At 70.9% G+C, this 16,493-nt stretch carries 18 protein-coding genes; 1 reads left to right on the top strand and 17 read right to left on the bottom strand.

Translation table 11 applies throughout. The annotated features are described in order from the left end of the window. Positions 1–32: 32 nt before the first annotated feature. The 6 genes from rlmN to rpsB form a co-directional block, all read right to left on the bottom strand. Positions 33–1,139, bottom strand: coding sequence for a dual-specificity RNA methyltransferase RlmN (gene rlmN / locus JO379_RS24750; RefSeq protein ID WP_130880155.1), 1,107 nt, complete (start codon positions 1,137–1,139; stop codon positions 33–35). Between the two features lie 98 nt (positions 1,140–1,237). Continuing rightward, entirely contained in the window at positions 1,238–2,320 is a 1,083-nt protein-coding gene (locus JO379_RS24745) for a phosphatidate cytidylyltransferase (RefSeq protein ID WP_130880154.1), read from the bottom strand. Then, on the bottom strand, positions 2,320–2,877 hold the full coding sequence (gene frr, locus JO379_RS24740) for a ribosome recycling factor (protein ID WP_130880153.1): 558 nt from the start codon (positions 2,875–2,877) through the stop codon (positions 2,320–2,322). The genes JO379_RS24745 and frr overlap by 1 nt, the downstream gene beginning before the upstream one ends. Before the next feature lie 169 nt (positions 2,878–3,046). After that, on the bottom strand, positions 3,047–3,826 hold the full coding sequence (pyrH, locus tag JO379_RS24735; RefSeq protein WP_130880152.1) for a UMP kinase: 780 nt from the start codon (positions 3,824–3,826) through the stop codon (positions 3,047–3,049). Between the two features lie 162 nt (positions 3,827–3,988). Next, the gene (tsf, locus tag JO379_RS24730; protein ID WP_130880151.1) at positions 3,989–4,825 is read right to left on the bottom strand and encodes a translation elongation factor Ts; all 837 of its coding nucleotides are present in this window, start codon (positions 4,823–4,825) and stop codon (positions 3,989–3,991) included. Positions 4,826–4,920: 95 nt separating this feature from the next. Beyond that, a complete protein-coding gene (gene rpsB / locus JO379_RS24725) occupies positions 4,921–5,802 on the bottom strand; it encodes a 30S ribosomal protein S2 (RefSeq protein WP_130880150.1) in 882 nt (293 codons plus the stop codon). Between the two features lie 314 nt (positions 5,803–6,116). Here rpsB and JO379_RS24720 point away from each other — a divergent pair, with 314 nt between their 5' ends. After that, entirely contained in the window at positions 6,117–6,809 is a 693-nt protein-coding gene (locus tag JO379_RS24720) for a murein hydrolase activator EnvC family protein (RefSeq protein ID WP_209517026.1), read from the top strand. A 45-nt stretch (positions 6,810–6,854) separates the two neighbouring features. Here JO379_RS24720 and JO379_RS24715 read toward each other — a convergent pair whose 3' ends face one another. The 11 genes from JO379_RS24715 to lepB (JO379_RS24665) all read right to left on the bottom strand — a co-directional run bounded on the left by JO379_RS24715 (position 6,855) and on the right by lepB (JO379_RS24665) (position 16,479). Beyond that, positions 6,855–7,394, bottom strand: coding sequence for a TetR/AcrR family transcriptional regulator (locus tag JO379_RS24715; RefSeq protein WP_165451613.1), 540 nt, complete (start codon positions 7,392–7,394; stop codon positions 6,855–6,857). A gap of 92 nt (positions 7,395–7,486) precedes the next feature. Beyond that, entirely contained in the window at positions 7,487–8,323 is an 837-nt protein-coding gene (whiG, locus tag JO379_RS24710) for an RNA polymerase sigma factor WhiG (protein WP_130880148.1), read from the bottom strand. Positions 8,324–8,563: 240 nt separating this feature from the next. Next, the gene (gene dprA, locus JO379_RS24705) at positions 8,564–9,844 is read right to left on the bottom strand and encodes a DNA-processing protein DprA (RefSeq protein ID WP_130880147.1); all 1,281 of its coding nucleotides are present in this window, start codon (positions 9,842–9,844) and stop codon (positions 8,564–8,566) included. Continuing rightward, positions 9,841–11,457 carry a YifB family Mg chelatase-like AAA ATPase gene (locus JO379_RS24700; protein ID WP_209517024.1) on the bottom strand — a complete coding sequence of 539 codons (1,617 nt, stop codon included), beginning with the start codon at positions 11,455–11,457 and terminating at the stop codon, positions 9,841–9,843. Before JO379_RS24700 ends, dprA begins: the two co-directional genes overlap by 4 nt. After that, the gene (locus JO379_RS24695; protein WP_130880145.1) at positions 11,457–11,816 is read right to left on the bottom strand and encodes a YraN family protein; all 360 of its coding nucleotides are present in this window, start codon (positions 11,814–11,816) and stop codon (positions 11,457–11,459) included. Before JO379_RS24695 ends, JO379_RS24700 begins: the two co-directional genes overlap by 1 nt. Before the next feature lie 130 nt (positions 11,817–11,946). After that, positions 11,947–12,255: a DUF2469 domain-containing protein gene (locus JO379_RS24690; protein WP_009714730.1), complete on the bottom strand. Its 309-nt coding sequence runs from the start codon at positions 12,253–12,255 to the stop codon at positions 11,947–11,949. 39 nt (positions 12,256–12,294) lie between these two features. Further along, positions 12,295–12,783, bottom strand: coding sequence for an NUDIX hydrolase (locus JO379_RS24685; RefSeq protein ID WP_130880144.1), 489 nt, complete (start codon positions 12,781–12,783; stop codon positions 12,295–12,297). Continuing rightward, positions 12,776–13,519, bottom strand: a complete 744-nt coding sequence (lepB, locus tag JO379_RS24680) for a signal peptidase I (RefSeq protein ID WP_209517022.1) — start codon at positions 13,517–13,519, stop codon at positions 12,776–12,778. The genes JO379_RS24685 and lepB (JO379_RS24680) overlap by 8 nt, the downstream gene beginning before the upstream one ends. Before the next feature lie 81 nt (positions 13,520–13,600). After that, positions 13,601–14,647, bottom strand: a complete 1,047-nt coding sequence (gene lepB / locus JO379_RS24675) for a signal peptidase I (RefSeq protein WP_245382478.1) — start codon at positions 14,645–14,647, stop codon at positions 13,601–13,603. After that, entirely contained in the window at positions 14,589–15,566 is a 978-nt protein-coding gene (gene lepB, locus JO379_RS24670) for a signal peptidase I (RefSeq protein ID WP_130880141.1), read from the bottom strand. The genes lepB (JO379_RS24675) and lepB (JO379_RS24670) overlap by 59 nt, the downstream gene beginning before the upstream one ends. After that, entirely contained in the window at positions 15,559–16,479 is a 921-nt protein-coding gene (gene lepB, locus JO379_RS24665; RefSeq protein WP_209517018.1) for a signal peptidase I, read from the bottom strand. Before lepB (JO379_RS24665) ends, lepB (JO379_RS24670) begins: the two co-directional genes overlap by 8 nt. Positions 16,480–16,493: the final 14 nt, after the last annotated feature.

Raw genomic sequence — 16,493 nt, 5'->3', positions numbered from 1 at the left:
TGCGAGTTCTTCGCCTGGGCGAGTGGACAGTATCAGCGCTCGGCGGCGGCGAGCTGACCGCACGCTCCGTCGATCTCCTGGCCGCGCGTGTCACGCACGGTGACGGGCACGCCGTGCGCGGCGATCGCCTGGACGAACGCCCGCTCGTCCTCCGGGCGGGACGCGGTCCACTTCGACCCCGGGGTGGGGTTGAGCGGGATGAGGTTGACGTGCACGCGCTTGCCCTTGAGGAGCCGGCCGAGCAGGTCACCACGCCAGGCCTGGTCGTTGATGTCCCGGATCAGGGCGTACTCGATGGAGATCCGGCGGCCGGACTTCTCCGCGTACTCCCAGGCGGCGTCGAGGACCTCGCGGACCTTCCAGCGGGTGTTGACCGGCACCAGGGTGTCGCGCAGCTCGTCGTCCGGCGCGTGCAGGGAGACCGCGAGACGGCACTTGAAGCCCTCGTCGGCGAAGCGCAGCATCGCGGGCACCAGGCCGACGGTGGAGACGGTGATGCCGCGCTGCGAGAGCCCGAGGCCGTCCGGTTCGGGGTCGGTGAGACGGCGGATCGCGCCGACGACGCGCTTGTAGTTGGCGAGCGGCTCGCCCATGCCCATGAAGACGATGTTGGACAGCCGCGCGGGGCCGCCGGGCACCTCGCCGTCGCGCAGGGCGCGCATGCCGTCGACGATCTGGTGCACGATCTCGGCGGTCGACAGATTGCGGTCCAGCCCGGCCTGGCCGGTGGCACAGAACGGGCAGTTCATGCCGCAGCCGGCCTGGGAGCTGATGCACATGGTGACCCGGTCGGGGTACCGCATGAGCACGGACTCGACCAGGGTGCCGTCGTGCAGCCGCCACAGGGTCTTACGGGTGGTGTCGCTGTCGCACGAGATGTGCCTGACGACGCTCATCAGCTCGGGCAGCAGCTCGGCCGCGAGCTTCTCGCGGGCCGCCGCCGGGATGTCCGTCCATGCCGCCGGGTCGTGCGCGTACCGGGCGAAGTAGTGCTGGGACAGCTGCTTCGCGCGGAACGGCTTCTCGCCGATCGCGGCGACGGCCTCGCGGCGCTCGGCGGGGGTGAGGTCGGCAAGGTGCCGCGGGGGCTTCTTGGCCCCACGCGGCGCGACGAAAGTGAGTTCTCCAGGTGCAGGCATGGTCCTACCAGTGTCGCAGACGTACGGAGAGGGGCCCGCCGCCCTGTGGACAACGCGCCCCTCACCGAAGAAACCGCAGGTAGGACCCCTGTCGCGGCTCAGGTACTGCCGACGAAGACGACCAGCAGCAGCCACACCACCGGGGCGGTCGGCAGCAGCGAGTCCAGCCGGTCCATGATCCCGCCGTGGCCCGGCAGCAGGGCGCCCATGTCCTTGATGCCCAGGTCCCGCTTGATCATCGACTCGCCGAGATCGCCCAGCGTGGCACTGACCGCGACCGCGAGGCCCAGCAGCAGACCCTGCCACCACGCTCCGCCGTCGATCAGGAAGTGCGTGCACAGCGCGCCCGCCACCATGGCGAACGCCACCGCGCCGAGCAGCCCCTCGCGGGTCTTGCCGGGGCTGATGCGCGGCGCGAGCTTCTTCTTGCCGAACCGCCAGCCCACCGCGTAGGCACCGGTGTCGCTGACCACGGTGAGCACCAGGAAGGTCAGCACCCGCCAGGCACCGTCGTCCGCGGCCAGCATCAGCGCCACGAAGGTGGCGAGGAAGGGCACGTAGAAGGCCGCGAAGATGCCTGCCGTGACATCGCGGAGGTAGTCCTCGGGCGGCTCCGTCATGCGCCACACGAGCACCGCGAGCGCGGTGAAGGCCATGGCCACCCACGCGCCTTCGGCGCCGTTCACGAAGCCGGCGACGACCATGGCGGCGCCGCCGACCGCGAGCGGCACCAGGGGTGCCCGGATGGCCTTCTTCTCGGCCAGCCGGGAGGTCAGCTCCCACAGCCCGACGACCACGGCCACCACGATGACGCCGAGGAAGACGGGCTTGTAGATGAACAGGGAGGCGAGGATGACGGCCCCGAGGCCGATGCCCACCCCTATCGCTGCCCGCAGATCACGCCCGGCGCTTTTCTTCGCCGCGTTCGCCGTCTGGGGGGCAGCAGGCTCCTGCGGCCGGATGTCGGGCTCCTGTTCATCGCGGAACAGGGGGCCGCCGAAGTCAGCGGCCCCCTGATCACGGTCGTCCTGGTCTCCGCCTGCGTCGGGCACGATGGGCATGGGGCGAGTCTGCGCCGCGTAGCCCGCCTCGTGCACAGGACCCGCCGTACCGGCGGGTCCCTGGTCGGTGGACCCCCAAGAGCCGACGCGCGGCGGGGCCCCCCAGGATGCGTCGTTCATCAGACCTCGAGGAGCTCGGATTCCTTGTGCTTGAGCAGCTCGTCCACCTGAGCGACGTACTTCTGGGTGGTGTCGTCGAGCTCCTTCTCCGCGCGGCGCACCTCGTCCTCGCCGGACTCCTTGTCCTTGACGAGCTTGTCGAGGAGTTCCTTCGCCTTGCGGCGGATGGAGCGGATCGAGATCTTGGAGTCCTCGGCCTTGGTCTTGGCGACCTTGACGAACTCCTTGCGGCGCTCCTGCGTCAGCTCCGGGAAGGTCACCCGGATGATGTTGCCGTCGTTGCTGGGGTTGACGCCCAGGTCGGAGTCGCGGATGGCCTGCTCGATGTTGCGCAGCGCGCTCTTGTCGAACGGGGTCACCACGGCCATGCGCGGCTCGGGAACCGAGAACGACGCCAGCTGGTTGATGGGCGTCAGCGCACCGTAGTAGTCCGCCACGATCTTGTTGAACATCGCCGGGTGCGCACGCCCGGTGCGGATCGCCGCGAAGTCCTCCTTGGCGACCACGACGGCCTTCTCCATCTTCTCCTCGGCCTCGAGGAGGATCTCTTCGATCACCACTTGCTCCTGGTGTTATCAGTAAGCAGAGCCTCGCCCCTGCGCGCGTCTTCTCCTGCACGGTGTCCGACCGGCAGGCAGTTGTCCATCCCCGTGCCGAGGTCTTCCCGCGGCCCGGAGTTGCCGCCCGGACCGGCACCTGGCCGGTACGGGCGGTTGTGCGAGCCCGTCAGGCCCGCGTGCTCTGGTCGCTCACCAGCGTGCCGATCTTCTCACCCTTGACCGCACGCCCGATGTTGCCCTCGGCGAGCAGCTCGAAGACGAGGATCGGCAGCTTGTTGTCCATGCACAGGGTGATGGCGGTGGCGTCGGCGACCTTGAGGCCGCGGGAGAGGACCTCGCCGTATTCGAGGGCGTCGAACTTCACCGCGTCGGGGTTCTTCTTCGGGTCGGAGTCGTAGACCCCGTCGACACCGTTCTTGCCCATCAGGATCGCCTCGGCGTGGATCTCCAGGGCGCGCTGGGCGGCGGTGGTGTCGGTGGAGAAGTAGGGCATGCCCATGCCGGCGCCGAAGATCACGACGCGGCCCTTCTCCAGGTGGCGCACGGCGCGCAGCGGGATGAACGGCTCGGCGACCTGGCCCATGGTGATGCCGGTCTGCACCCGCGTCTCGATGCCTTCCTTGACCAGGAAGTCCTGGAGGGCGAGGCAGTTCATGACCGTGCCGAGCATGCCCATGTAGTCCGAGCGGGCCCGGTCCATGCCGCGCTGCTGCAGCTCGGCGCCGCGGAAGAAGTTGCCGCCGCCGATGACGACGGCGATCTCGTAGCCCTCGCGGACGACCGCCGCGATCTCCCGGGCGATGGCGTGCACGACATCGGGGTCGACGCCGAGCCCTCCGCCGCCGGCGAAGGCCTCGCCGGACAGTTTCAGCATGAACCGACGGCGCTTGCCGTGGTCGGTGCTCTCGTCGTCGGCGGCCTGTGGGGCGTCCGCACCCTGATTCATTGGAGATCTCCTCGTGCACATACGAAGAAGGCCATTGCCGGATGGGTCCTTATCAGATCCCTGTACGGCAATGGCCTCCTCGTCACATCAGCGGCCGGCCGGTGGACGGGCGGCTGCGTACGACCCTAGCGGGTCGCAGGTCATTCGCGTCCTGCTGACGGCTCAGGCGCCGACGCGGATGCGCGAGAAGCGCTTCAGCGTGACACCGGCCTCGTCCAGGATCTTCTGGACGGTCTTCTTGTTGTCCTTGGCGAACGGCTGGTCCAGCAGCACGCTCTCCTTGAAGAAGCCGGTGACGCGACCCTCGACGATCTTCGGCAGGGCAGCCTCGGGCTTGCCCTCCTCGCGAGCGGTGGCCTCGGCGACGCGGCGCTCGTTGTCGACGACGTCGGCCGGGATCTCCTCGCGGGAGAGGAACTTCGGCGCGAAGGCGGCGATGTGCTGCGCGACGTCCTTGGCGACCTCGGCGTTCTCCTTGTCGAGCTCGACGAGGACACCGACCTGCGGCGGCAGGTCCGCGGCCGTGCGGTGCATGTACGCGAAGACGAAGCCGTCGGCGAACTGCGCGAAGCGGTCGACGACGATCTTCTCGCCGAGAGTGGCGTTGGCCTCGTCCACGAACGCCTGGACGGTCTTGCCGGACTCGATCTCGGACGCCATGAGCGCCTCGATGTCGGCCGGGGCCGTCTTGGCGACGTGGGCGGCGAGCGCGTCGGCGACGGTGACGAACTTGTCACCCTTGGCGACGAAGTCGGTCTCGCACTTCAGCTCGACGATCACACCGGAGGTGTTGTCGTCGGCGATGACGGAGACGACGGCACCGTTGGAGGTGGTGCGGCTCTCGCGCTTGGCCACGCCCTTCAGGCCCTTGACGCGAACGATCTCGACGGCCTTCTCGACGTTGCCCTCGGCCTCGTCCAGCGCCTTCTTGCAGTCCATCATGCCGGCGCCGGTGAGCTCACGGAGCTTCTTGACGTCAGCGGCGGTGAAGTTCGCCATTTTCGTGAATCTCTTCTCGAAAGTCGTTGTGACTACGGTGCACGACGGGGGCGGCGCGTCTCGCGCCGACCCCGTCATCTACCGCGACTGAGTGGTCAGGCCTGCTCGGCGTCCGCGGCCGGGGCCTCGGGGGTCTCGGCAGCGGCCTCGGCGGGGGCCTCGGCAGCAGCCTCGGCCGGCTTCTCGGCCTCGTCGGACTTCTTGTCGCCCTCGAGCAGGTCGCGCTCCCACTCGGCCAGCGGCTCGCCGGCGGCCTTGTCGGCCTTGGCGTCACCGGTGGCGGCACCGGAACGGGCGATGAGGCCCTCGGCGACGGCGTCGGCGATCACGCGGGTGAGCAGCGTGACGGAACGGATCGCGTCGTCGTTACCCGGGATCTTGTAGTCGACCTCGTCGGGGTCGCAGTTGGTGTCGAGGATCGCGACGACCGGGATGCGGAGCTTGCGCGCCTCACCGACGGCGATGTGCTCCTTCTTGGTGTCCACGATCCAGACGGCGCTGGGCACCTTCTGCATCTCGCGGATACCGCCGAGGGTCTTCTCGAGCTTGGTCTTCTCGCGGGAGAGGACGAGCAGCTCCTTCTTGGTGAGGCCGGACGCGGCCACATCCTCGAAGTCGATGAGCTCGAGCTCCTTCAGGCGCTGCAGGCGCTTGTAGACGGTCGAGAAGTTGGTGAGCATGCCGCCCAGCCAGCGCTGGTTGACGTACGGCATCCCGACACGGGTCGCCTGCTCGGCGATGGCCTCCTGGGCCTGCTTCTTCGTACCGACGAACATGATGGAGCCGCCGTGCGCGACGGTCTCCTTGACGAACTCGTAGGCGCGGTCGATGTACGACAGCGACTGGAGCAGGTCGATGATGTAGATGCCGTTGCGCTCCGTGAAGATGAAACGCTTCATCTTCGGGTTCCAACGACGGGTCTGGTGACCGAAGTGGACGCCGCTCTCCAGCAGCTCCCGCATCGTGACGACGGCCATGGCCGCGCTCCTCGTATTGCTCGGTTCCACGGCGGCCGGGCGGCCGCCGCTCCTGACGCCCCGGCGTGCCTGCCGCGGAGGGAACTCTTGCGAGAAGCCGTTCCACGGACCGAGAGACACGGCCACCGTGCTGCCCGAAAGGGACTGACGCGCCAGTGGCGGGGCGTGCGAAGTCGATCCGGTGACCCGGATCGCCATGAGAAGTGTACGGGACCCGTGAAGGCCCGGGTGACGGCGATGTCCACAACCCGCGAGTAGTCCACAGATCCGGGTCAAGATCCCCACCGGACGGCGCAGTGCGGGACGGTGACGGCATGCGACGACTCGGCTCGGCCGTGCGAGCCCTCGCCCTCTGGGCGCTGCCGGCCATCATCCTGTGCGCCACGGCTTCGGCCACGGCTTCGGCTGCGTATCCGACCGCGGCTTCGGCTGCGTATCCGACCGCGGACCGGCCTCCCCCGGGCCGGGCTGCCGCGCCCGCCGCCGACCCTGGGCAACCGTCCGGCGACCGGGCCTGGCCGGTCGGCGGGGCGCGCGGGGCGCGGCCCCTGGTCGTGCGGGGCTGGGACCCGCCTCCGGAGCCGTGGAAGGCAGGCCACCGCGGGGTGGACCTCGCCGCCGGCCCCGGGCAGCCGGTGCGGGCCGCGGCGCCGGGCACGATCACCTTCGCCGGCCCGGTCGCGGGACGCCCGGTGCTGGTGGTGGAGCTGTCCGGCACCGGCGATCCGCCGCTGCGCACGACGTACGAGCCGGTACGGGCGACGGCGCGCGTGGGCGACCGGGTGGCGGCGGGAGAGGTGATCGGCGTCCTGGCGGGCGGACCGCTCTTCTCCCACTGCCGCAACGGCGTGGGAGGCGTCCCCGTCCCGGCAGGCTGTCTGCACTGGGGGCTGCGGCGCGGTGAGGCCTATCTCGACCCGCTGAGCCTGTTGCCGCCGCACATGCTCCGCCGCGCCCCGTCCCGTCTGCTCCCGCTGACCGGCGCCATCCCGCTGCTTCCTCCGTGAGAAAGAGGCCAAGGCGGCCCAGCAAGGGAGGGCCAGGAGGAGGGCTCAGCCCCGGACGCCGCGCAGGGCCATGGAGACCGCTGCTTCGGTGATCCGGTGCGGCTCCTCGGCGGCGCCCAGCTCGATCCGGCGTACGGCGGCGTCCACGACGCCCTGGAGGAGCATGGCGGCCAGCCGGGGCTGCTCGTGGCCGAGGCTCATGAGGGCCTCGACGACCATGGCGATCAGCCCGCCGTGTGCGGCGCGGATCTTCTCCCGGGCGCCCGCGTCCAGCTCACCCGCCGAGATCGCGACCACGGCCCGGTGACGGCGGTCGCCGACGAGCGCGAGCTGCTGTCGCACATACGCTTCGATCTTCGCCTCGGGCGTGTCCGCCCGGTCCATCGCGGCTTCGACCTCCGCCGCCCAGACGGGGAAGTCGACGGCGCACAGCTCCTCGACCACCGCCGCCCGCGAGCGGAAGTACTCATAGACCGAGGACCGCGCGAGTCCGGTGCGCTCGGCGAGGGCGGGAAAGGTCAGCGCCTCCGTACCGCCTTCGGACAGCAGGGAGCGGGCGGCGTCCAGCAGGGCGCCGCGCTGCATCGTCCGGTGCTCGGCCACGGAGGCCGCTCGAATCCTGGGCACGCGTCCACTCTACGGACCCACCCCGTCGAGGACGACGCTGGAGGGACGATTCAGCGTCCGACATCCGCCAGCTTGGCCCGCAGCTGGAGCACCGACTTGGTGTGGATCTGACTGACCCGGCTCTCGGTGACACCGAGCACCTGGCCGATCTCGGCCAGCGTGAGGCCCTCGTAGTAGTACAGGGTGACGACGGTCTTCTCGCGCTCCGGGAGGGTGTTGATGGCGCGGGCCAGCAGTCGGCGCAGCTCGTGGTCCTCGGCCACCTCGACCGGGTCGTCGGCGGCGGTGTCCTCCAGCGTGTCCATGAGGCTGAGCCGCTCGCCGCCCTCGTCGCCGGCGTGCAGCAGGTCTTCCAGCGCCACCACGTTGGCCAGGGACAACTGGCTGAAAACGCTGTGCAGTTCCTCCAGCGCGATGCCCATCTCCGCGGCGACCTCCGCCTCGGTGGGCGTGCGGCGCAGCTCGGCCTCCAGCGTGGCGTAGGCGCGCTCGACGGCACGCGCCTTCTGCCGGACAGAGCGCGGGATCCAGTCCAGCGCGCGCAGTTCGTCGATCATCGCTCCCCGGATCCGGGTGATGGCGTAGGTCTCGAACTTGATGGCCCGCGCGGGGTCGAATTTCTCGATGGCGTCGATCAGCCCGAAGATCCCGGAGGAGACGAAGTCGGCCTGCTCCACATTGGGCGGCAGTCCGACGCTGACCCGGCCCGCCACGTATTTCACCAGCGGCGAGTAGTGCAGGATCAACTGCTCCCGCAGCCGTTCGTCGCCCGAGGCCTTGTACGACCGCCACAGCTCGTCGAGCGTCGAGGGCGCGGGAGGGCGCGCGGCGCCGCGAGCTGCGGGCGGCGCAGCCGCGCGGTCGGACCCGGAGGTGTGCTGGGGCATTCGTCGTCTTGAGCCGTTCTGGTGTGACGTGGATCGAGGGGTACGAATGGCGGAATTCCCGTGAGCGTAGCGTGACTGAGGCGTCGCGGTGAGCGAAGAGAACTCCTTCGGTGATGCGCGGATATGCTCCGCCGCCCGCGCCCCGGCATGGCGTCCGCACCGTGGTGCGGCGGCCGTACAGAGCTCGCCGCATCGGCTGCCTCGGTCATCGCCTTAACCCTTTCACCCGATCGCCCCAGGTCAAGTACCGCCTCGCCGCACGGTCGGGCGTCGTCCGGGGGGCTTGGGGGTGCCGGATGTTGACGGCGGGCCGGCCAACTGCCAGAGGTCACCACGTCGTTCGACGAAGCCCAGGGCCTGGAGTTCGTAGAGGCCGGCGAGCGTCCGGTCCCGGCTCAGGGCGGCGTCCCGGGCGATGTCGTCCAGTCGCCCGCCGCCCCGTCCGGGCAGGGCCTCCAGTACTCCGGCCGCCGTGGGTTCCAGCAGGTCCCGGGCCACGATCGGCCCGCGCCGCTCGGGCGCCAGCTCGCCGATGCGGCCGACCAGCTCGGCGACCTCGTCGGCATCGGTCACCAGGCTCGCCTCCTCGCGCAGCAGTTCGTGCACGCCGGCCGACAGTCCGGAAGTGACCGGGCCGGGAACGCCCATGGTCTGGCGGCCGAGGCGCCGTGCCCGGCGCGCCGTGACGAGGGATCCGCTGCGGTATTCGGCCTCCACCACCAGCGTCCCGCGCGTCAACGCGGCGATGACGCGGTTGCGCAGGACGAACCGGCTGCGGGTGGGATGACCGCCGGGTGGCAACTCGGCCAGGACGAGACCCTGTTCCGCGATCCGGTCGATCAACTCGGTGTGTCCGCGCGGATAGGGCACATCCACCCCCGAGGCCAGCACGGCCACCGTCGCCCCGCCCGCGGCGAGCGCCCCGCGGTGGGCCGCACCGTCGACCCCGTAGGCGGCGCCCGAGACCACCACCCAGCCGCGCTCGGCCAGCCCCGCCCCGAAGGAGGCCGCCACATGCGATCCGTAATCGGTACAGGCGCGGGCGCCGACCACGGCGACGGAGCGCAGCGCCCACAGTCGAACGTTCGCACGGCCACGCACCCATAGGCCGAGGGGGCGGGCATCTCCCAGGTCGTCGAGCTGCCCGGGCCATTCCCGGTCGCCGGGGCACAGGAAGCGGCCGCCCAGCCGGGCCACGGCGTCGAGGTCGCCCGCCGGGTCGAGGAGGGTGGCACGGGCCCGGCACCCCGCCAGTCGCTCCTCGCGCGCCCCCTTCGGCGGCGGGCCCGCGCCCGTCAGCCCCCGGACCAGGGCGGCGGCCCCCAGCTCCCGCACCCACCGCCCCACGGTCTCGTCCCCCGGCTCGGTCAGTCTCGTCAACGCGGCCCTGGCGAGCCGTTCGCCGTCGGGAACGGAGCCCCGAGCGGGATCCGCGGCGGAATCCGGAGCGGGATGCGCAGCAGGATCCGCGGTGGCATCCGGCGTGCAGCCGGGGATGAAGTCCGGGACATAGGGCGTCATGCCGGGGCTCCGGTCAGGGCGGGGCCGCGTTGAAAGCCCGTGCGCAGTTCGAGCGCGTGGTTCACGTCGGCCGCGTCGGGGCGGTCGTGGCCCGCGAGGTCCGCCAGCGTCCAGGCCACCCTCAGGACCCGGTCGAGGCCACGCGCCGTCAGCAGCCCTCGCTCCATGTCCCGTTCGGCCTCGGCCAGGGCTTCCGGGGCGGCACGCCAGCGGGTCCGCAGTTCGTGTCCGGGCACCTCGCTGTTGGTGCGCCAGGGCGTCTCCGCGTACCGGAAGAGGGCCCGGTCCCGGGCGGTGCGAACGCGCGCGGCGACATCGGCGGTCGACTCCGCCCCGTGCCCCGCACCCAGACCGACGAGCTCGGACCGGGTCACCGGTTCGACCGTGACCCGCAGATCGACGCGGTCCATGAGCGGGCCGGACAGGCGTGACCGGTACCGTCTGACCGCCTGTGGGGCACAGTCGCAGCCCTCACCGGTCAGCCCGTGCCGCCCGCACGGGCAGGGATTGGCGGCCAGGGCGAGAAGGAAGCGGGCGGGCAGTCGCATCACCCCCGCGGAACGGGCCACGATCACGTGGCCCGACTCCAGTGGCTGCCGAAGGGCATCGAGCACCCGCCCCGAGAACTCCGGGGCCTCGTCCATGAACAACACGCCTCGGTGCGCCAAGGACACCGCCCCGGGCCGGGGCATCCCCGAACCGCCGCCGACGAGCGAGGCCATGGACGCGGAGTGGTGGGGCGCGCAGTACGGTGCCCGCTCGACGAGGGGCTGACCGGCGGGCAGTACCCCGGCCACCGAGTGGACCGCGGTGACCTCCAGGGATTCCTGCGGGGTGAGCGGCGGCAGCAGACCGGGCAGCCGCTCCGCGAGCATGGTCTTGCCGGCGCCCGGCGGGCCCTGGAAGTAGAGGTGGTGACGCCCGGCCGCGGCGACTTCCAGCGCCCGGCGCGCTCTGCTCTGGCCTGCGACCTCGGCGAGGTCCGGCCGGCGCTCGCCGAGGAGGGCGCCCGCCCCGATCCCCACCCCCGGCACCGACAGTCCCGCCAGCATCGGGTCGGGGCTGCCTTCGCGCGGCCGGTCCTCCTCCTCGGGCACCGGCTCGTCCGTCAGGACCGCGATCAGCTGACGCAGGCTGCGGACGCCGAGTACCGAGACGCCGGGCACCAAGGCGGCTTCGGCCGTCGTGCGTTCGGGGACGACGACCTGGCGGTAACCGGCCTCGGCGGCGGCGAGGACCGCGGGGAGAATGCCGCGCACCGGGCGGACCCGGCCGTCGAGGCCCAGCTCACCGATCATCATCAGGTCGGCGATCTCGCGCGGGTCGATGCGCTCGGCGGCCCCCAGCACCGCGCAGGCCACCGCCAGGTCGAAGCCGCTGCCGCCCTTGGGGACCGAGGCCGGGCTCAGACCCACCGTCAGTTTCTTCTGCGGCCACTCCGCCCCGGAGTTCACGACCGCGGCGCGGACCCGGTCCCGGCTCTCGACCAGGCTCTTGTCGGGGAGGCCGACGAGGGTGAAGGCCGCGACGCCCGGCTCCAGGTCGGCCTGGACCTCCACCACGACCCCTTCGACACCGACGAGGGCCACCGAGCAGGTACGGGCGAAACCCATCAGGCCACCCCCTTGACGTGCTCGACGACGGGGGCGCCCCGGTCGGGGACGACCACCCCCACCAGATCGATCCGCACCCCGCCCGGCGGCGGTCCGCCGTGCCGCTCCAGCCAGCACTCGGCGAGCCGCCGCAGCCGCTCGGCCTTCACCGGGGTGACGGCGGCCATCGGGTGTTCATAGGCCCCCGTGCGGCGGGTCTTCACCTCGCACACGACCAGCGCGTCGGCATCCAGGGCGACGACGTCGATCTCGCCGGCCCGGCATCTCCAATTGCGCTCCAGGATGACGATCCCGGCCTCGGTCAGCCGCCGGGCCGCCAGATTCTCGCCGTAGCGGCCGAGTGCTCCTCGGGCGTTCACGGGCACCACCTCCGGCACCGACTGTGCCGCGCCCGCCCCCAACTATTGGATCTTGGTGGATAACCCGGTGGTTGTGGAAAACCCCGTCACCCGGAAGGGCTGTCGCCCCGAGGCGGCCCAGCGGGAGGCATCAGCCGCCCGGAAGATCGAGATCGCTCTTGTTCAGCTCCTCGATGTTCACGTCCTTGAACGTGAGGACGCGCACCTGCTTCACGAACCGGGCCGGGCGGTACATGTCCCACACCCACGCGTCGGCCATCGAGACCTCGAAGAAGACCTCGCCCTGCACGGAGTGGACCTGCATCTCGTAGTCGTTCGTGAGATAGAACCGGCGCTCGGTCTCGATCACGTATTTGAACAGACCGACGACATCGCGGTACTCCCGGTAGAGCTTCAGCTCCATCTCGGTCTCGTACTTCTCGAGGTCCTCGGCGCTCATGGCATGTTCCCCTTCAGCCGTGCGTCCCCCCATTGTGCGTCAGGCGCGCTCAGTCTCCAGGAGCACCGGCGTACTCGGGGGTCCCTCGTCGAGCAGCGTACGCAGCAGCTCGCCGAGCCTGGTCGGATACACCGTCTCACGGGCCGCGAGGAGTTCCTCGCAGGTCCACCACCGCAGGCCCGTGACACTGCGGCGCTCCAGTTCGGTCCCGCCGCCCGTCCACAGACCCGCCTGCTCGGTGCGGGCCAGGAAGTACTGCTCTTCCTGGTCCCAGCGCCGCCCGTCGAAGGGGAAGGAGCAGAACCGGCGCCAGAGCACCGGGCCCAGCTCGATCTCTGTGATCCCGGTCTCCTCGGCCAGCTCCCGGCGCGCCGCCTGCTCCCAGGTCTCGTCGCCCTCCAGCCCGCCGCCCGGGGTGAACCACCAGGTGCTCGTGGGGTCGGCCGGCTCGAAGCCGTTCATCAGCAGGACGCGGTCCCGCGCATCGAGCAGGATGACGCGCGCCGCCCTGCGCGTGCCGTCAGCCATGCGATACCGCCATCGTCCTGCCGTTCCTGTTCAGCCGGCGTGCGAGGGGCCCGTACGCCGCACCGCCCAGGATAAGCACGGCCCCGACGACGACCGAGGTCACCACCAGCGGCAGCGGTCCGGGCTCCGAGGTGCCGCCCGGCAGCGCGGCGAAGGCGGCGGGCCGGTCGATCATGCCCCAGCCGGCCATGGGCCAGGCGGTGGCGTCCACCCGCGCCTTGACCGCCGTGCGCGGCACCGACCCCCGGCCGGCGTCGGTCAGGTGGGTACGGGAGTCCAGGGAGTCGGCGCGGTGGTCGCCGAGGAGGAAGAGCTGTCCGTCGGGCACGGTGGCGGAGAAGCCGGTCGGCGAGGCCGGCCCGGCCCCCGGCACATAGGGCTCAACGAGCGGCTCACCGTTGATCGTCATCCGCCCCTGCCGGTCGCAGCAGGCGACCTTGTCACCGCCGACCCCGACGACCCGCTTGACCATGGGCTGGTCGGCCCAGAGCCGGTCCTCGAAAACGACGACGTCCCCGCGCCGCACGTCGTCGCCGTCGATCCGCTGGGCGAGGACCCGGTCGCCGATCCCGATGGTGGGCGACATCGAATGGGTGGGCACGGTGTAGGGGCGGTAGAGGACGGCTCCCCACACGAACCCGCCGAGGAAGAGCAACAGACCGACGGCCACGGCCAGCCCGGACAGTGTCCTGCCCGCGCGGCCGTGGCCGTCGGTCGTCCGCGTCACCACGCTCATCCCGTGCCCCGCCCGCCTAGAAGATCGGATTCCATGCCCGGGGGCATGGAATCGCACACTACCCGGCGGTACGGACGCGGGTCAGCCCTTCGGCACGGCCTTCCTGGCGATCCGGCCGCGGCGCCAGAGCACCAGCGGCACGGCGCCCGCGAGCCCGAGGGCCGGCGGCGCGACGGCCGCGCCGAGCCCCTTCTGGTCGAAGGTGTCCGGGACGGGCAGGGTGGACCAGCGGTTGATCGGCCAGGCGATGACGATCGCGCGCCCGACGACCTCGTCCTCCGAGACCGTGCCCTGGAACTTGTCCAGTTCCTGGTGGTAGCGGGAGTCCAGGGAGTTCTGGCGGTGGTCGCCCATCACCCAGAGCCGGCCCTCGGGGACCTTGATCGGGCCGAAGGGCTTGTCACCGCAGGGGGTGTTGCCCGGGAAGATGTACGGCTCCTTGAGGGCCTTGCCGTTGACCGTCACCGGGTCGTTGTTGCCCTTGCACTCGACGGTGTCCCCGCCGACCGCGATGACCCGCTTGATCAGGTCCTTCTCCTCGGCGGAGGGCATCAGGCCGATGAAGCTCAGGACCTTCTGGATGCCGCCCGCGACCGGACCCGGGTCCGCCGTCGTCGTCTCGTCGAGCCAGCCGCCCGGATCGTGGAAGACCACCACCTCGCCACGCTCGGGTTTGGACCCGAACCACGGCGTCAGCTTGTCCACCAGCACCCGGTCGCCCCGCTGCAGGGTGTCCTGCATCGAGTCGGAGGGGATGGAGAACGCCTGGACCAGGAAGGTCTTGATGAGCAGCGCGAGCAGCAGGGCGATGCCGATGAGGATCGGCAGTTCCTTCCAGAAGGATCGTTGCTTCTTGGCCGCCCGCCGTCCGTCCCGCTGTCCGTCCTGTTGTGCGTCGCTCTCAGGCGTCACATCGCCGGAGTCCGCCGGCGATCCGTCTGTCGGTCCACCCACCGGTCCACCCGTCAATTCCTGCGAAGACTGAGGCGCCCGCGAAGGCTGGGGCGCCGGGGTTGGCTGGGACGCCTGGGACACGGCCACCTCCGGCGCCTCGCCCGAGGGCGACTGCTCAGCTTCCCCGGGCCGCTTTTCCGGCTCGCCATGACCGGAACGGGCGCCTACCGCCAAATCCCCCACATCCACTCCTCACTCCGCGCTGCCGCCTGTCGTGCATACGACGCAGGCCCACCACTCCCATAACGAGCGGGAGTTCCGCAGGGGTCGGGAGCTGGATCATTCCTTGCCGATCCATGGGAGACACACTATTCGGCGAACCGCGCGCCGATGTCCTCGTCCCCGGCGCGTCCCCGACCGATGCGAAGGTGTTCGGTTCCGCCAGCCGCCGCCAGTGGCCGAACGGCCAGGCAATGACCGTGGCGCGCCCCACCACCATGTCCTCGGCGATCGTGCCGTTCCCGGGTTCGTCCAGGTGATAGCGGGAATCGGCTGAATCCGAGCGGTGATCACCCATCACGAAGATCCGGCCGGGCGCCACCTTCACCTCGAATTTCAACTGCGAGGGAACATCCCCCGGGTTGAGGTACGGCTCGATGAGCGGCGTTCCGTTGACCGTGACGCGGCCGTCCTTGTCACAGCACTTGACGGTATCGCCGCCGATCCCGACGACCCGCTTAATCAAATCCTGTTCATCGGCGGAGGGCAGCAGGCCGATAAACGTCAGAAACTGCTTTCCCTGTTTGATGACCACCGGGTCGGGCCCGGCCTTCGGCTCCCCGTCGAGCCAGCCGCCCGGGTCCTTGAAGACCACGACGTCGCCGCGCTCCGGTTTCGACCCGAACCACGGCGTCAGCTTGTCCACCAGCACCCGGTCGCCGATCCGGATGGTCTGCTCCATCGAGCCGGACGGGATCACGAACGCCTGCACCAGGAAGGTCTTCAGCACCAGCGCGATCAGCAGGGCCACCGCTATGAGGATCGGTACCTCCTTGACCGCCGACCGGCGCCGCCGCCGCTTGACCCGCCGCGCCGCCTTCCGCCGTGCGGCCCGCCCGCCCGGCGCCGGCTCCGTACGCCCCCGGCTACCCATGCGGGCTCCCGCCGTGCCCCGGCCGGCCCTGCCCCGGCTCCGGTACGCGCGCGAAGGCGTCGGGCCGTTTCACCGACGTCATCCGGCCGAAGGGCCAGCCGATCCAGTCCGCCCGGCCGATGACCCGGTCCACCGGGACCGTGCCGCCACCGGGCTCGCCGAGGTGGTCACGGGAGTCACGCGAGTCACTGCGGTGATCACCCATCACCCAGAGCTTGCCCTCCGGCACCACGATGTCGAACGCCACCTCGGAGGGCGCGTCGCCCGGGTGGAGATAGTCCTCGATCACCGGCCGGCCGTTCACCTCGAGCCTGCCGCGCCGGTCGCAGCAGCGGACCCGGTCGCCACCGGTGCCGACGACCCGCTTGATGTAGTCCGTCTCCGCCGGCCGCATCAGTCCGACGGCCGAGGCTCCCTCGCGCACCAGCGCCGCCACCGGGTTCTCGGCCGGTCTGCCCTGGACGAAGGAGTCGGTGCCGTCGAAGACCACCACGTCACCGCGGCGCGGCTCGCCGCCGAAGCGGTAGGCGAGCTTGTTGACCAGCACCCGGTCACCGACCTGGAAGGTGTTCTCCATCGAACTGGAGGGGATCAGGAAGGGCTGCACGAGATAGCTGCTGACCAGGAGCAGGAAGATCATGCAGGCGGTCAGCAGCAGCCCGGCGCGGCGCAGCGGTCCGCCGCCGGTCAGCCACTGCCCCACGGTGGCGAGGGAGGGGCGCCCGGAGCGCTCGTCCGCCCGCTCGGCGGGTTCGTCCGGGGAGGCCCCGGAAACGGGCTCGTCCGGGGAGGCCCCGGAAACGGGCTCGTCCGGGGAGGCCCCGGAAATACGCGCGGAGCGCGACCCCTGCTCCTCCCCCTTGACGGGTTCTGGAGAGTGGTCGCGCTCCGAAAGCTGTGCGTCGGTGTCCATCGGCCGAAAGCCTA

The organism is Streptomyces syringium (genome assembly GCF_017876625.1).
Taxonomy (GTDB): domain Bacteria; phylum Actinomycetota; class Actinomycetes; order Streptomycetales; family Streptomycetaceae; genus Streptomyces; species Streptomyces syringius.
Note: the sequence above shows the minus strand (reverse complement) of the source record. Positions and strands in the feature narration are given on the sequence as shown.

Coding starts and splice junctions, on each gene's coding strand:
- rlmN (WP_130880155.1), bottom strand. CDS start 1,139: ATGCCTGCACCTGGAGAACTCACTTTCGTCGCGCCGCGTGGGGCCAAG.
- JO379_RS24745 (WP_130880154.1), bottom strand. CDS start 2,320: ATGAACGACGCATCCTGGGGGGCCCCGCCGCGCGTCGGCTCTTGGGGG.
- pyrH (WP_130880152.1), bottom strand. CDS start 3,826: ATGAATCAGGGTGCGGACGCCCCACAGGCCGCCGACGACGAGAGCACC.
- tsf (WP_130880151.1), bottom strand. CDS start 4,825: ATGGCGAACTTCACCGCCGCTGACGTCAAGAAGCTCCGTGAGCTCACC.
- rpsB (WP_130880150.1), bottom strand. CDS start 5,802: ATGGCCGTCGTCACGATGCGGGAGCTGCTGGAGAGCGGCGTCCACTTC.
- JO379_RS24720 (WP_209517026.1), top strand. CDS start 6,117: ATGCGACGACTCGGCTCGGCCGTGCGAGCCCTCGCCCTCTGGGCGCTG.
- JO379_RS24715 (WP_165451613.1), bottom strand. CDS start 7,394: ATGCAGCGCGGCGCCCTGCTGGACGCCGCCCGCTCCCTGCTGTCCGAA.
- whiG (WP_130880148.1), bottom strand. CDS start 8,323: ATGCCCCAGCACACCTCCGGGTCCGACCGCGCGGCTGCGCCGCCCGCA.
- dprA (WP_130880147.1), bottom strand. CDS start 9,844: ATGACGCCCTATGTCCCGGACTTCATCCCCGGCTGCACGCCGGATGCC.
- JO379_RS24700 (WP_209517024.1), bottom strand. CDS start 11,457: ATGGGTTTCGCCCGTACCTGCTCGGTGGCCCTCGTCGGTGTCGAAGGG.
- JO379_RS24690 (WP_009714730.1), bottom strand. CDS start 12,255: ATGAGCGCCGAGGACCTCGAGAAGTACGAGACCGAGATGGAGCTGAAG.
- JO379_RS24685 (WP_130880144.1), bottom strand. CDS start 12,783: ATGGCTGACGGCACGCGCAGGGCGGCGCGCGTCATCCTGCTCGATGCG.
- lepB (WP_209517022.1), bottom strand. CDS start 13,519: ATGAGCGTGGTGACGCGGACGACCGACGGCCACGGCCGCGCGGGCAGG.
- lepB (WP_130880141.1), bottom strand. CDS start 15,566: ATGGGTAGCCGGGGGCGTACGGAGCCGGCGCCGGGCGGGCGGGCCGCA.
- lepB (WP_209517018.1), bottom strand. CDS start 16,479: ATGGACACCGACGCACAGCTTTCGGAGCGCGACCACTCTCCAGAACCC.